16 protein-coding genes are annotated in these 14,967 nt (G+C 45.1%); 3 read left to right on the forward strand and 13 right to left on the reverse strand.

Translation table 11 applies throughout. From position 1 onward, the window contains the following. Window positions 1-8 precede the first annotated feature (8 nt). The 13 genes from tolA to aspS form a co-directional block, all read right to left on the reverse strand. On the reverse strand, window positions 9-1,076 hold the full coding sequence (gene tolA / locus R7Z49_RS13220; RefSeq protein ID WP_258475017.1) for a cell envelope integrity protein TolA: 1,068 nt from the start codon (window positions 1,074-1,076) through the stop codon (window positions 9-11). Window positions 1,077-1,089: 13 nt separating this feature from the next. Further along, window positions 1,090-1,533 (reverse strand): ExbD/TolR family protein, encoded by a 444-nt coding sequence (locus R7Z49_RS13225; RefSeq protein WP_005378298.1) that lies wholly within the window; start codon window positions 1,531-1,533, stop codon window positions 1,090-1,092. 3 nt (window positions 1,534-1,536) lie between these two features. Then, window positions 1,537-2,235 (reverse strand): protein TolQ, encoded by a 699-nt coding sequence (gene tolQ, locus R7Z49_RS13230; RefSeq protein ID WP_005378301.1) that lies wholly within the window; start codon window positions 2,233-2,235, stop codon window positions 1,537-1,539. After that, entirely contained in the window at window positions 2,225-2,644 is a 420-nt protein-coding gene (ybgC, locus tag R7Z49_RS13235; RefSeq protein WP_017820044.1) for a tol-pal system-associated acyl-CoA thioesterase, read from the reverse strand. Before ybgC ends, tolQ begins: the two co-directional genes overlap by 11 nt. A gap of 172 nt (window positions 2,645-2,816) precedes the next feature. Further along, window positions 2,817-3,119, reverse strand: a complete 303-nt coding sequence (ybgE, locus tag R7Z49_RS13240; RefSeq protein WP_005378304.1) for a cyd operon protein YbgE — start codon at window positions 3,117-3,119, stop codon at window positions 2,817-2,819. Next, window positions 3,112-3,219, reverse strand: coding sequence for a cytochrome bd-I oxidase subunit CydX (cydX, locus tag R7Z49_RS13245; RefSeq protein WP_000270284.1), 108 nt, complete (start codon window positions 3,217-3,219; stop codon window positions 3,112-3,114). Before cydX ends, ybgE begins: the two co-directional genes overlap by 8 nt. A 12-nt stretch (window positions 3,220-3,231) precedes the next feature. Further along, window positions 3,232-4,368: a cytochrome d ubiquinol oxidase subunit II gene (cydB, locus tag R7Z49_RS13250; RefSeq protein WP_006742909.1), complete on the reverse strand. Its 1,137-nt coding sequence runs from the start codon at window positions 4,366-4,368 to the stop codon at window positions 3,232-3,234. A 17-nt stretch (window positions 4,369-4,385) separates the two neighbouring features. Continuing rightward, on the reverse strand, window positions 4,386-5,972 hold the full coding sequence (gene cydA, locus R7Z49_RS13255; RefSeq protein ID WP_005378311.1) for a cytochrome ubiquinol oxidase subunit I: 1,587 nt from the start codon (window positions 5,970-5,972) through the stop codon (window positions 4,386-4,388). A gap of 461 nt (window positions 5,973-6,433) precedes the next feature. Further along, window positions 6,434-7,438: a Holliday junction branch migration DNA helicase RuvB gene (gene ruvB / locus R7Z49_RS13260; protein ID WP_005378312.1), complete on the reverse strand. Its 1,005-nt coding sequence runs from the start codon at window positions 7,436-7,438 to the stop codon at window positions 6,434-6,436. A 286-nt stretch (window positions 7,439-7,724) separates the two neighbouring features. Continuing rightward, window positions 7,725-8,336: a Holliday junction branch migration protein RuvA gene (gene ruvA / locus R7Z49_RS13265; RefSeq protein WP_017820041.1), complete on the reverse strand. Its 612-nt coding sequence runs from the start codon at window positions 8,334-8,336 to the stop codon at window positions 7,725-7,727. A 67-nt stretch (window positions 8,337-8,403) separates the two neighbouring features. Further along, entirely contained in the window at window positions 8,404-8,925 is a 522-nt protein-coding gene (gene ruvC / locus R7Z49_RS13270) for a crossover junction endodeoxyribonuclease RuvC (RefSeq protein WP_318111734.1), read from the reverse strand. A gap of 92 nt (window positions 8,926-9,017) precedes the next feature. Then, window positions 9,018-9,764, reverse strand: a complete 747-nt coding sequence (locus R7Z49_RS13275; RefSeq protein WP_318111736.1) for a YebC/PmpR family DNA-binding transcriptional regulator — start codon at window positions 9,762-9,764, stop codon at window positions 9,018-9,020. A gap of 142 nt (window positions 9,765-9,906) precedes the next feature. Then, entirely contained in the window at window positions 9,907-11,685 is a 1,779-nt protein-coding gene (aspS, locus tag R7Z49_RS13280) for an aspartate--tRNA ligase (RefSeq protein ID WP_258483675.1), read from the reverse strand. A gap of 273 nt (window positions 11,686-11,958) precedes the next feature. Between aspS and R7Z49_RS13285 the strand changes: the two genes are divergently transcribed. The 3 genes from R7Z49_RS13285 (at window position 11,959) to cmoB (ending at window position 14,709) form a co-directional block, all read left to right on the forward strand. Further along, a complete protein-coding gene (locus R7Z49_RS13285) occupies window positions 11,959-12,825 on the forward strand; it encodes a DUF72 domain-containing protein (RefSeq protein ID WP_053349443.1) in 867 nt (288 codons plus the stop codon). Between the two features lie 93 nt (window positions 12,826-12,918). Continuing rightward, on the forward strand, window positions 12,919-13,656 hold the full coding sequence (gene cmoA / locus R7Z49_RS13290) for a carboxy-S-adenosyl-L-methionine synthase CmoA (RefSeq protein WP_017635063.1): 738 nt from the start codon (window positions 12,919-12,921) through the stop codon (window positions 13,654-13,656). An 81-nt stretch (window positions 13,657-13,737) separates the two neighbouring features. Next, window positions 13,738-14,709 carry a tRNA 5-methoxyuridine(34)/uridine 5-oxyacetic acid(34) synthase CmoB gene (gene cmoB / locus R7Z49_RS13295; protein WP_005387902.1) on the forward strand — a complete coding sequence of 324 codons (972 nt, stop codon included), beginning with the start codon at window positions 13,738-13,740 and terminating at the stop codon, window positions 14,707-14,709. Window positions 14,710-14,967: the final 258 nt, after the last annotated feature.

Genomic DNA, 14,967 nt, shown 5'->3' on the forward strand with positions numbered 1-14,967 from the left:
TATTCCTTTTAGTCCAAAGCAACAGTTATGTTGATGTCTTTTAGTCTTTCATTGACCGCTGATTCTGAAGATTTAGGGAACGTCCCTACCTGAGCTATTGCTCGCTTCGCCGCAGCACATACTCGAGTATCACCACTCAAAACGGTAACACCAGAGACCATCATATCAGTTCCTGTCGGAATCAATTTGATGTTTACCCTACACTCCTTTCCCAGCAAGTAGTCATCCTTAATCAGCTTTTGCTGAATATTTTGAGTATAGATGGATGACATACGAGAAAGTTCGTCGTCAATAAATTGATTGCGCGCAGCACTGTTTTTACTGACCTCATCCTCGAGACCCGCAAAAATATCATCTAACGCGGCTTCTTGAGCTTTACGCTCACGCTCGGCACGCTCAGCTGCTTCTCTCGCTTTACGCTCTCGCTCCGCTGCCTCTTTTGCCGCTTTCTCTTTTGCGATGCGCTCTTGTTCAGCTTTTTCAGCTGCTTCACGCTCACGACGTGCTTTTTCTTCCGCTTCTTTTGCTGCTTTTTCACGAGCTAAACGTTCTTGCTCAGCTTTTGCGATAGCCGCCTCTTTTGCTAAACGCTGCTGTTCAGCTTTACGCACGGCTTCTTCTTTTTCCTTGCGCTCTTTTTCTAGCTTAGCAGCTCGCTCTTTTTCTTTGCGAACACGTTCTTCTTCCTGCTTGCGCTCTTGCTCTTTTTTCTTACGCGCAGCTTCTGCTTCTCGTGCCGCTTGAGCATCTTTCGCTTGCTGCTCTTTCAACTTGCGAATTTGCTCTTCTTCAGCTTTGCGGTTTTTTTCTAGCTGCTCAGCTTCGCGTCTCAGTTTATCAAGACGCTCTTGTTCTTTTTTCGCTGCCTTTTCGCGTTGCTGGCGAATTTCTTTCGCTTGTTGCTGCACAAGTTTTGGATCGATGACAACAGCTTGAACCATTTGCCCTGTAGGCTCTGGTTTAGACATATTGAAGTCCGTCCCCCAAAGCAGGGCTGCAACTAGAATTGCATGCAAACCAACCGATATTGCTATCGGTTTGGTGTATTGGTTGGGTTTCTTCTTGTGATCTTTCATAGATAATTGATGTCTATTCCCTGATATCGGTCATTAGACCTACCTTAGGGATACCAGCTCGACTTAGTTCATCCAGCAATAGAACAACATCGGCATATGGTGTTGCCGCGTCGCCACCTACCGCAACTGGTGAATCCGGCTTAACCTCTCGCTCCGCTTTCACTCGCACAATAACATCTTGCAACGACAAACCTCGCTGAACTTCTTCATCATTGACGCTTAGGCCTAAATTACCCTCGCTATCAATTTCGATGATAATAAAGCTACTGTCAGTCTCGCCAGCAAGGTCTTGCATAGATTCTGCAGTCGATGTTTTCGGAAGATCAACGTCGACGCCTTGAGTCACAAATGGAGCGGTCGCCATAAAAATGATCAACAGTACGAGCATTACGTCGATATACGGAACAACGTTGATCTCCGCTGTCATTTTTCGCTTTTTAGGTTGATAACCCGCCATGCTTTATTCCTTATCCGCGCTGTCTCGGCCAGCCATCGCTTGACGATGAAGGATGCTGTGGAATTCTTCAGAAAATGTTGCGTAAGTGTGCTCTAGTTTACTCACTTTATTGCTTAGGCGGTTGTACGCCATTACTGCCGGAATAGCCGCAAATAGACCCATCGCTGTCGCGATAAGTGCCTCGGCGATACCCGGTGCAACCATAGACAACGTAGCTTGCTTTACTTCACCCAGCGCAATAAAGGCGTGCATGATGCCCCAAACGGTACCAAATAGGCCGATATAAGGGCTTATAGAACCGACTGTTGCCAAAAACGGTAAGCTTGTTTCTAGCTCATCTACTTCACGAGAAACAGCAACGCGCATTGCGCGGCCAGTGCCTTCCATGATGTAAGCTGGTGAATTTGCGTTGCTCTTACGTAGGCGAGCAAACTCTGTAAAACCTGCGTAGAAGATTTCTTCTGTGCCTTCAATTTCGTCTTTACGCGCTTTTACTTTTTGGTAAAGCTGAGAAAGATCAGTACCCGACCAAAATTTGTCTTCAAACTGCTCTGCATTTTTTGATGCTTGAGAAAGCACTTTGCTGCGCTTGATGATCATTGCCCATGACACAATTGACATGCCAAGCAACGTCAGCATCACAAGCTTTACCAACAGACTGGCCTGAAGAAAGAGATCTAAAATGGAAATATCAGCAGTCACTATTTGTTAGCTCCGAATTTATAAAGGTTGGAATAGCTATTGGTTTCATTTTCTTATTATCGATACATGCTACCTTAACCGAGGCCTTGCACAATATCTTGCCTTGATCATTGACCAACTCTTGACAGAATTGCAGAGAAGCACGTTTTATTTCTGACACTCGGGTTACGACTGTCAGATGCTCGTCCAGCCTAGCCCCTTGGTTGAAATCGATATCCATGTGTCGGACAACAAAGCCGATATTTTGTTCCAGTAACACATGTTGAGAAATGCCTTTAGCACGTAACATCTCTGTCCGTGCGCGCTCAAAGAATTTTAGATAATTAGAATGATATACAACACCGCCCGCATCAGTGTCTTCATAGTACACGGTGATCGGCCAGTGAAAGAGATTTGATGTGCCTTGCAAGGGAGTACCAATATATTCAATTCTTTAAAGTAATTACTATAACTGAAGCGACAGCAATTGGTACCGAGCTAAGGAAATATTTTTGAAATTTGTAGAAAAAATAAAAGCTAGGCGAGATACCTAGCTTTTATTCGATGATTTAGTAACCGACTTTATTACAGCATATTTCAGCCTAAATGAAATAAAGTGCCGTTAGATAAATTAAGATAGCTAACGAGAAATAAGGACTAAACAAAACTTGCCAGTACCAGTTTCTTGGCTTGAAGCCCACCCCATACACCATGCTTGAACATACAGACCAAATCAGTGCTGGTGCGATGATTGAGTTAAAACCACCAATTGCTTGATGGTAAGCTTCAGGGTCCCACATCACCAATCCTACGTGCATAAAGCCAAGGATGAGAGATAAGACTCGTAGCAGAGTCTTATCCATTGGTGCGTGAAGTTTCGCTACCTTATCAGCGAGGTTACTCACTGTCTTTATCCATCATTTCTGAGTGCTCTAGCCAAAGAGCGTTGATGATACCGAATGCACAAGCAAGTAGTACACCTAGAATCCATGCGAAATACCACATAGTAAATGCTCCTTAGTAAAGTGAGTTTTTGTTGTCTTCAATGTACTGGTCATCAAGGCGACCAAACATCTTGTAGTAAGTCCAAGATGTGTAACCAAGGATGATTGGCACCATAACAAACGCAACGCCTGTCATTAGGTTCAGAGTCAGCTCAGATGACGTTGCATCCCACATTGTTAAGCTGTGGCTTGGCATTAAGTCTGAAGGCATGATGAATGGGAACATCGCAAAACCTGCAGTAAAGATAACACCAGCAACACCCAAGCTTGAAGTAATGAACGAAATCGCACATTTTTCAAGACGAGATGCCAATACAGCGAGAAGCGGCATTGCAACACCTAATACAGGAGCAGCCCATAGTAGTGGGTAGTTTTCAAAGTTCTTCATCCACGCACCAGCTTCACGGATAACCTCTTTGTTTAGAGGGTTAGAAGCAGCGTTAGTGTCGATACCGCCAACAATGACGTAGCCATCGATATTTTGGATCCAGAAACCAGCCGCTACAAACGCAGCAACCGTCAGTAAACCAGCCAACTGAGCAACGTTGCGCGCACGCACATGCACTTCGCCTGTTGTTTTCATTTGTAGCCAAGTAGAACCTTGCATCAAAATCATGAACAAGCTTACTAGACCACACAACAGTGCAAATGGGTTTAGTAGACCAAAGAATGAGCCATGGTATGTTGGCATCAAGAACTCACTCAATTGGAATGGTACACCTTGTAGAAGGTTACCAAACGCTACACCAAAGATGATTGGCGGAACAAAACCACTGATTGAGATACAGATATCCCAGGTATTGCGCCATTTTGGATCTTCGATTTTAGAGCGGTAGTCTAGGCCCAGAGGACGAAGCCATAGCGCTGCTAGTGTCAAAATCATCGCTAAGTAGAAGCCTGAAAATGACGTTGCGTAAACCAAAGGCCAAGCAGCGAACAGTGCACCACCAGCAGTGATAAGCCAAACTTGGTTACCATCCCAGTGAGGAGCAATTGAGTTAATCATGACACGGCGTTGCGTGTCGTTTTTACCGATGATAGGTACAAGCGCGCCTACACCCATATCGAAGCCGTCTGTTACTGCAAAACCAACTAGTAGAACACCGATTAGTACCCACCAGATGAGTCGCAAGATTTCGTAATCAAACATCTTGTTATCTCCTTACCTTACGCTTCTACTTGGCGACTAACTTTGTCTTCAACAGAGTCAGCATTTTGCTCGAAGTGGTAGCGACCCGTTTTCAGGCTACTTGGGCCTTTACGAGCGAATTTCAACATTAGGTAAACTTCTGCAATCAGGAATACCGTGTATAGCGCCAGAATTGCGAAGAGTGAAGTCCAGATTTCACCTGCAGTTAGTGCAGAAGCTGCAACATGCACTGGTAAAATTTCACCTACAGCCCAAGGTTGACGGCCGTACTCAGCGACGAACCAACCCGCTTCAATTGCAATCCAAGGTAGTGGAATGCTAAATAGTGCAGCTTTTAGAATCCATTGTTTCTGTTCAATCTTCTGACGACACGTTTGGATAAACGCCGCACCAAAGACAAACAACATGATGAAGCCACAAGCAACCATGATACGGAATGACCAGAATAGCGGCCATACTGTTGGGATTGAGTCGTCCGCAGCAGCTTGGATTTGCTCTTCTGTTGCATCAACAACATTGTCTGTGTAGCGTTTTAGAAGTAGACCGTAACCTAGGTCACCTTTCACTTCATCAAACGCAGTCATGTTTTCTTCTGACTTGTCGCCCGCACGAAGCTTCTCTAGAAGTTCATAAGCGTACATGCCGTCACGAATACGATCGACGTGTTCATCACGTAAATCACGAAGACCTGTTACTTGCTCATCAAAAGAGCGTGTCGCGATAATACCCATTACGTAAGGGATCTTAATTGCGTAATCGGTATGCATCGTTTCCTGGTTAGGAACACCAAATAACGTAAATGCGGCAGGTGCAGGTTCAGTGTGCCACTCTGCTTCAATTGCAGCGAGTTTCACTTTTTGAACTTCACCAAGCTCGTAGCCAGATTCGTCACCAAGAACGATGGTAGATAAGATAGCTGCAATACCGAAAGAAGCAGCAATAGCAAACGAACGACGAGCAAACGCAATGTCACGACCTTTTAATAGGTAGTATGAACTGATGCCTAGAATAAACATTGCGCCACAAGTGTAACCAGAAGCAACCGTATGCACGAACTTAACCTGTGCAACTGGGTTTAGTACAACCTCAGAGAAGCTCACCATTTCCATTCGCATGGTTTCGAAGTTGAAATCTGCGCCTACTGGGTTTTGCATCCAGCCGTTTGCGATAAGAATCCAAAGAGCAGAGAAGTTAGAGCCTAGTGCCACAAGCCAGGTAACCGCTAAGTGTTGGCGTTTAGATAGACGATCCCACCCGAAGAAGAATAGACCAACAAAAGTTGACTCCAGGAAGAATGCGACAAGTGCTTCGATCGCTAGCGGTGCACCGAAGATATCACCTACATAGTGGGAGTAGTAAGACCAGTTCGTACCAAACTGGAACTCCATGGTAAGGCCTGTCGCCACACCAAGTGCAAAGTTAATACCGAATAGCTTACCCCAGAACTTGGTCATGTCCTTATAGATTTGCTTGTTCGTCATTACGTACATCGATTCCATAATGGCCAGAAGGAAGGCCATACCAAGGGTCAATGGTACGAATAGGAAGTGATACATCGCTGTCAGTGCAAACTGCAACCGCGATAGATCAACTACGTCAATCATGGTAACTCCTATGTGTCGGCTGAATGACACTCTCTACATATTGCAATCCATATTCAGGTGTTATTTACACTTGAAAAATGTTGAATTATCACAACTCATTGTTGCAAAAATGTGCTTCATTGGTTAGTTAATTGTTAAGCATCAGCTAATATAGCTAGGGCTAATATTACTTGTAAAAACAGATTGTTTCAAAAGGTTTATAGCCGTAACGCGCTTTGATATACATCAATGTTTATGCGCGGAATTTGCACAAAAATCCATCACATTGATCTAGATCAACCAGTATTGGATACGGATGTTAAGAGAGAGTAATCAGGAGAGAAATTAACCAGTTGCAAGCAAACATCGAGTTAACAATCAATGCTTTTTACTTACTAAACCAGTATGAGAAAAAATTCAAAAAATGTGAGTTTGGTCAACTTTAATGAAGCGCTGGGCAACAAAGGCCCAGCGAGGGAATCTTATTTTTCAATTCCGAAATGCAAATACGCACGATCTGTCGCGATTCTTCCACGCGGAGTGCGTTGTAAATAACCTTGCTGAATAAGATAAGGCTCAAGAACGTCTTCAATAGTGTCCTTTTCTTCACCTATCGCCGCTGCCATGTTGTCGAGCCCGACCGGACCACCACCAAATTTTTCCATAATCGCGAGTAGTAGCTTACGGTCCATGTAATCGAAGCCTTCGGCGTCCACATCAAGCATATTCAACGCCTTATCGGCAACATCGGCACAAATGTGACCATTGCCTTTTACTTCCGCATAATCACGAACACGGCGTAGCAAACGGTTAGCAATACGTGGCGTGCCACGCGCACGTCTTGCCACTTCCAATGCACCTTCAGGTTCCATTGATAAACCTAAACAATCCGCGCTTCGCTGCACGATATCTTGGAGGTCTTTTATCTTATAAAACTCAAGGCGCTGAGTAATACCAAAGCGGTCGCGCAATGGTGACGTTAAAGAGCCCGCTCGGGTCGTCGCACCAATTAACGTAAACGGTGGTAAATCGATCTTAATAGAACGAGCGGCCGGACCTTCACCGATCATAATATCCAGTTGATAATCTTCCATCGCCGGATATAGCACCTCTTCAACCATCGGACTCAAGCGGTGAATCTCATCGATGAACAACACATCGTTTTCTTCAAGGTTGGTTAACAGCGCGGCCAAATCGCCTGCTTTCTCAAGTACAGGGCCTGAAGTAGTGCGAATGTTCACTTCCATTTCATTGGCAACGATATTCGCAAGTGTGGTTTTACCCAAACCTGGGGGACCAAAAATCAAAAGGTGATCAAGTGCTTCGCTACGTAACTGAGCAGCTTTAATGAAGATCTCCATTTGGTCACGGACATGGTCCTGACCTTGGTAATCCGCTAATTTTTTTGGCCGAATAGCACGATCAATGACATCTTCATCACGAAAGGCAGGGTTTTCTGGCGCGATTAAACGATCGGCTTCAATCATCTTTTTACCTTGAAAAATGGTTACCTGAGAGAATAATGCCGCTCGTTTAACAGCAAGTGGCATATTTCTATATCTCGTCATCCTGTACAGCGACGAAGGAGCGTGATACAGGATCTTCTATCCGAGCGATTTATGGTCAAATTGTTTCATTAACCGCTCAGCGTGCTGCTATTAGATTCCCAGTCTCGCCAGGCTCGCTGGAATGACACAAAAAACATCGTTAAGCGATTGGCATTAACCTTAGAGAATGAGTTATCTTGAACAAATGTTCACTGTGCAACCAGCGTTACACCATTGATTTTAGAGCTTCACGGATCATTTGCTCACTGCTCATGTCCGGTTTAGCGATCTGAGATACCACTTTCGACGCTTGAGTCGGCTTGTAACCTAGAGCTAGAAGCGCACTGATTGCCTCTTCTTCCGCGTTGTTGGATGTCGCACTAGAATCCGCAGGAGCAGCATCCGTAAATGGTGTAAATAGATCGCCAGCGCCCCACCCTTTCAAGCGGTCTTTCATTTCAACAACCAATCGCTCTGCGGTTTTCTTGCCAACGCCTGGAAGCTTAACCAGCGTAGAAACGTCTTCATGTTCCACACAAGTAACAAATTGCGTTGCTGTCATACCAGAGAGAATACCAAGACCGAGTTTAGGACCAACGCCATTGGCTTTGATCACTTCACGGAAAAGTGCTCGTTCTTTTACTGTGTTGAAACCGTATAGCAATTGCGCATCTTCACGGACAACAAAGTGAGTATAAATAATGGCTTCTTCGCCAACATTTGGCAGTTCGTAAAAACAGCTCATTGGCATCTGGACTTCATAGCCAATGCCATTAACTTCAATTAATACTTCAGGTGGTTGTTTTTCAATCAGTATGCCACGAAGACGTCCAATCACTATAAATACTCTTTGGAAATGAATTTGCGACAGGATAATAAAGAACTGGATAGACATCCAGTTAATTTTAACGGTAGCGCCCTTTTCTGGCACTGGTTGCTTTGCCCGCTAACGCAACGAGAGTCTTGTTAGTATTGGCATGACAAATCGCCACACCTAAAGCATCGGCTGCATCTGCTTGAGGCTTGGCGGGCAATTTAAGCATCTGCTGAACCATATGCTGAACTTGCGCTTTGTCCGCGCCACCAGTGCCGACGACAGCTTGCTTAATAAGACGAGCCGCGTATTCAAATACCGGCAACTCCGCATTCACCGCAGCAACAATTGCACTGCCACGAGCTTGGCCAAGTTTTAGCGCTGAATCCGCGTTTTTGGCCATAAACACTTGCTCGACCGCGAAAACGTCCGGTTGAAACTGGGTAATGATTTCCGTGACGCCTGCATAAATCTGTTTAAGCCGACCCGGAAGTTCTTTTTCTGAAGTACGAATGCAGCCACTACCAAGGTATTGCAAGTGGCGTCCATTTTGACGAATGACCCCATAGCCGGTAATGCGCGAACCTGGGTCAATGCCCAAAATAATTGACATGAATGTTCCTAAAAATGAGGCCTAATTCGGCCTCAGTCTTTTTATTATTACTTGCTAACTTCGGAGCAAATACCGCTCCCGACACCTTGAGTTTAATCTAGCGTAGCCGCAACGTCGTCAGAGATATCACCATTGTGATAAACCTCTTGAACGTCGTCCAGATCTTCCAAAGCGTCAATCAAACGAAGTAGTTTTGGCGCAGTATCCGCGTCCAAATCTGCTTTCGTAGATGGGATCAGCGACACCTCAGCGTTCTCTGCCTCAAACCCTGCGGCATCAAGAGCATCTTTTACGAGTCCAAAATCGCCTGGGGCCGTGTAGACATCAATCGAGCCATCTTCTGCCGTTTCAATGTCATCAGCACCACTTTCTAATGCTACTTCCATTACCCCATCTTCATCTAAACCTGGGCCATATGAAATCACGCCTTTCTTGTCGAAAAGATAGTTGACGCTACCATCCGTCCCCAGATTACCGCCTGACTTTGAGAATGCATGACGTACGCCAGATACCGTACGATTTCGGTTATCCGTCATACATTCGACCATGACCGCCGTACCACCTGGACCATAACCTTCATAGATCACGGTTTCCATGTTGTCGTCGCCTTCACCACCAGCACCTCGGCTGACAGCGCGGTTGACAGTGTCACGTGTCATGTTGTTAGACAGTGCTTTATCAATTGCTACTCGCAAACGTGGGTTATTTTCTAGCTCACCGCCCCCCTCTTTTGCCGCAACAACGATTTCACGAATTAATTTAGTAAAGATTTTGCCGCGCTTCGCATCTTGCGCTGCTTTACGGTGACGAATATTCGCCCATTTACTATGACCAGCCATAATTCACCTTTTAATGTATTTTGACGCTTAATAACAAAACATGTTCTAAAAGCGTTGCTTGGGAAATTGCTTTGGAAGTTTCTTGGGTTTATTTAAACAAAAACTCCCGCAGTTGCGGGAGTTTTCTTCAAATGTTGTGCGCTTATTCTGCGTCTTTTTCTTTCGCTGCAGTTACTGCGATTGCTAGCTCTTCTAGCGCTGCTGGGTTCGCAATACTTGGTGCGTCTGTTAGTAGACACGCCGCTGCTGTTGTTTTAGGGAACGCGATAACATCACGGATGTTCTCTGTACCACATAGCAGCATTACTAGACGGTCTAGACCAAATGCAAGACCAGCATGTGGAGGCGTACCGAATTTCAGCGCATCAAGCAGGAAGCCGAACTTAAGCTGTTGCTCTTCAGGTGTGATGCCTAGAATATCAAATACGGCTTCTTGCATATCTGCGTTGTGGATACGAACAGAGCCGCCGCCCACTTCGTAGCCATTTAGAACCATATCGTAAGCGTTAGAATTTGCCGCAGCTGGGTTTGCTTTTAGCTCTTCTGCAGTCACACCTAGAGGCGATGTGAATGGGTGGTGCATCGCGTGTAGGTTGCCTTCGTCATCTTCTTCGAACATTGGGAAGTCAACAACCCATAGTGGAGCCCATGCAGACTCATCCGTTAGCTCTAGGTCTTTACCTAGTTTCAAACGTAGCGCACCCATTGCTTCTGCAACGATGCCCGCTTTATCAGCGCCAAATAGGATAATGTCACCAGATTCCGCTTGAGTACGATCTAGAATGCCGTTGATCACGTCTTCATTTAGGAACTTAGCGACTGGAGATTGGATACCTTCAATGCCCGCTGCACGGTCGTTAACCTTCATCCAAGCTAGACCTTTCGCACCGTAGATGCCAACGAATTCACCGTAGCCATCAATTTGCTTACGAGTCAGAGAAGCACCACCTGGAACGCGAATAACGGCAACGCGGCCTTTTTCGTCGTTTGCTGGACCTGAGAATACTTTGAACTCAACGTCTTTCACTAGGTCAGCAACGTCTACTAGTTCCAGTGGGTTACGTAGGTCTGGCTTGTCCGAACCGAAACGACGAATCGCTTCGCTGAACGGCATTACTGGGAATTCACCTAGGTCAACGTTTAGTAGCTCTTGCCACATTTCACGAACCATTTTCTCAGTCGTTGCACGAACTTGGTCAGCCGTCATGAATGACGTTTCGATATCGATCTGAGTGAATTCTGGTTGACGGTCAGCACGCAAGTCTTCATCACGGAAACACTTAACGATTTGGTAGTAACGGTCAAAACCAGACATCATTAGAAGCTGTTTGAATAGCTGTGGAGACTGAGGAAGCGCGTAGAAGCTACCTTTGTGAACACGGCTAGGTACTAGGTAGTCACGAGCGCCTTCTGGTGTCGCTTTTGTTAGTACTGGCGTTTCGATGTCTAGGAAGCCGTTGTCATCTAGGAAACGACGAACAAAGCTAGACGCTTTAGCACGTAGCTTGATGCGGTCGCTCATTTCAGGACGACGTAGATCTAGGTAACGGTACTTCAGGCGTTGCTCTTCAGAGTTCTTTTGGTTGAAATCTAGAGGCAGAACATCAGAACGGTTGATGATTTCAAGACCTTTCGCAAGGATCTCGACTTCACCTGTTGCCATGTCTTTGTTTGCTTGGCTCTCTGGGCGAACGCGCACTTCACCCGTTAGTTTGATACAGAATTCATTACGAAGTGTGTTCGCCACTTCATACGCATCCGCCATATCTGGATCAACAACTACCTGAACGATACCTTCGCGATCTCGCATATCAATAAAAATAAGACCGCCTAAATCACGACGACGGTTAACCCAGCCGCAAAGTTCTACAGTTTGTCCTGCAAGGGACTTGTTCAGGTGACCACAGTAATGGGTACGCATAATGAAATTCCCAATCTCTCAAATGTTGTTAACTACGCTCTGTCAGCCTCATTGCTAAGCAGAGTAAAGATTCAGTTATACGCTGAATGTCCACGAAAATCGACTACTCAACATACAATTACGTGTGTTTTATCATTCACTGGTGCTTTTTAGTACAACAAATGTTCAAAAGCGCACCAAAGCGAAAAAATTGGGGAGGATTATAGCGTGAAATTACCTATTTCAGCAAAACTCTCGTAAAGTATTCACACGAGTAGCAAGCAGTAAAGAATAATGGATAACTTACCTCTTCGACTTGGATTGACAATGTGGTCACACAACCAATGGCAACAAAGTTTTTACGGCAGCGGGACAAAGCCCGCTGAACGTTTAGAAAGGTATGCGCAAGTGTTTCATACCGTGGAAGGCAACACGACATTTTATGCCACACCGACGCTCAATACAGTGCAAAACTGGAGAGCCGCAACCCACGATGATTTTCGCTTTACTTTCAAACTTCCTAAAGCCATCACTCATGAGCAAATGCTAAGAGGTTGCAGCGAACAACTGAGAGACTTCATGAAAGTCATGGAGCCTTTGCATGACCGTGTGGGCCAATGGACAATTCAATTGCCAGCCGCATTTGGTCCTGAACACCTTGTTCGACTGAAAAAGTTCTGTGCGAGCTTTCCACCTAACTTCCCTCTCGGTGTTGAGGTTCGCCATATGGCATTTTTCTCCAAAGGCGAAGAAGAGCGAGCACTTAACCAATGGTTAGTAGAGAATAATATTGACCGCATTATTATGGATAGCCGCCCAGTCTTTGCCGCTAAGCCCGACAATGAGGCGATTATTGATGCACAAATGAAAAAACCACGAGTCCCTGTTCACGCCATTGCTACCGCTTCACATCCTTTGATTCGCTTTATTGGTCATCCAGAAGAACAGCAAAACTACGAGTTTTTTAAACCATGGCTCAGCAAGTTGCCACAATGGATTGCCGAAGGTAAGCAGCCATATGTCATGATCCATACTGCAGACAATATAATTGCGCCAGAGTTGGCTGCAAACCTATATAAAGACATACAAAAGCGTATCACGCTCCCTGAGTTAGCGCCTTTCCCAGCTGACGATGGTAACTCGCAGTTACAGATGTTCTAACGCAACACATGACAGAGGCGCGAAATTCCCATAAAATACGCGCCTTTTTTGGTGCCTGACATTTTCAGGCGGCTTGTATGCAGAGACTTAGTTATGAACCCTAAGAGCAATCCAGATACTATTTTTTCGGCTCCAATCGATAAAATTGGGGATTTCACGTTCGATGAACGCGTAGCGGAAGTATTTCCTGACATGATTCAACGATCGGTACCGGGTTACAGCAATATCATTTCTGCAATCGGTATGCTGGCAGAGCGTTTTGTAAAACCTCACTCAAACATCTATGACCTTGGCTGTTCTTTGGGTGCTGCAACATTGTCTATGCGTCGCCATATCAAACAAGAAGGTTGCCAAATCATCGCAGTGGACAACTCTCCGGCGATGGTTGAGCGTTGTAAACTTCACGTCAACGCTTACCGCAGTGACACTCCTGTGGATGTAGTAGAAGCAGACATTCGCAATATCGAAATTGAAAACGCGTCAGTGGTGGTGTTGAACTTCACTTTGCAATTCCTCTCTCCAGAAGATCGTTACTCCTTGCTCGAAAAAATTTACGCTGGCCTTCGTCCGGGCGGCATTTTGATTCTATCTGAGAAATTCGTCTTCGAAGATGAAGTGTCGAACGAACTGTTAATTGACCTTCACCACGACTTTAAACGTGCGAATGGTTATAGCGAACTAGAAATCAGCCAAAAGCGCAGCGCGATAGAAAATGTAATGCGCCCAGATTCAAAGAAAGAGCATAAAGAGCGTTTCGCTAAAATTGGCTTTTCTAGCTACGATGTTTGGTTCCAATGCTTTAACTTCGGCTCCATGTTCGCGATTAAATAGACCATGCATACAAAGCCTGAACCATACCGATTTCGGCTTTTGTTAATAATTTATACCCATCAACTCAGCGATTAACTAACTATGTTTAACTTTGCAAATTTCTACCAATTGATTGCCCAAGACACCCGTCTTCAACCTTGGCTTAATGTGCTTCCACAACAGCTAACGGATTGGCAAAATGCAGAGCACGGTGACTTTGGTCGCTGGTTGAAAGCCCTGAACAAAATCCCAGCGGGTAGACCGGACAACATCGACATTGTTGATTCTGTCACGATTTCAAACAATGAGCCCATGCCTCAAGGGGAACTTAAAAAGCTAGAAAGCTTACTTCGTACATTCCATCCTTGGCGCAAAGGCCCATACCACGTACACGGCATCCATATTGATACTGAGTGGCGCAGTGATTGGAAATGGGACCGCGTGCTTCCGCATATTTCACCATTAAAGAATCGAAGCGTACTCGATGTAGGTTGTGGTAACGGCTACCACATGTGGCGCATGCTAGGCGAAGGTGCACGCTTAACTGTCGGTATCGATCCATCTCACCTGTTCCTGATTCAGTTCGAAGCAATTCGTAAACTAATGGGCGATGACCAACGTGCGCACCTATTGCCATTGGGCATTGAACAGCTACCTAAGTTAGAAGCGTTCGATACGGTATTCAGCATGGGCGTGCTTTACCATCGCCGCTCGCCTCTCGATCATTTAGTGCAACTAAAAGATCAATTGGTATCTGGTGGTGAACTCGTATTGGAAACACTCGTTATTGAAGGTGATGAGAATGCAGTACTGGTCCCGACTTCTCGTTACGCGCAAATGCGTAATGTCTATTTCTTCCCTTCAGCAAAAGCCCTAAAAGTGTGGTTAGAATTGGTCGGTTTTGAAGATGTTCGTATCGTTGATGAAAACATCACATCCGTAGATGAACAACGTACCACAGATTGGATGACGCATAACTCTCTACCTGACTACTTAGATCCGAACGACCCAAGCAAGACTGTAGAAGGCTACCCTGCCCCTCGCCGCGCGGTTCTTGTCGCTCGCAAATCATAATTCGCTGAGATTCCTGACATTGTCTTAACTCATTTTACGAGTTAAGACATTACCCTCTTTCCTCGTAATGAGCGAGTTTGTTTTTTGAATACATTTGTCACGTCAAAATATAAGTACGCTCTAAATAAGGATGCGCTTTTATGTCCTTGATTTTTGGCTTTTCATCACTATTCCTCAAACAATAAGTAATAGAGAAACATTCTTACTTGTGAGGCTTTATCGATATAAGCTAAACTCCTAAAAAATAAACAACTTAAT

The organism is Vibrio sp. 1562 (assembly GCF_033340155.1).
In the GTDB taxonomy this organism is placed as follows: domain Bacteria; phylum Pseudomonadota; class Gammaproteobacteria; order Enterobacterales; family Vibrionaceae; genus Vibrio; species Vibrio alginolyticus.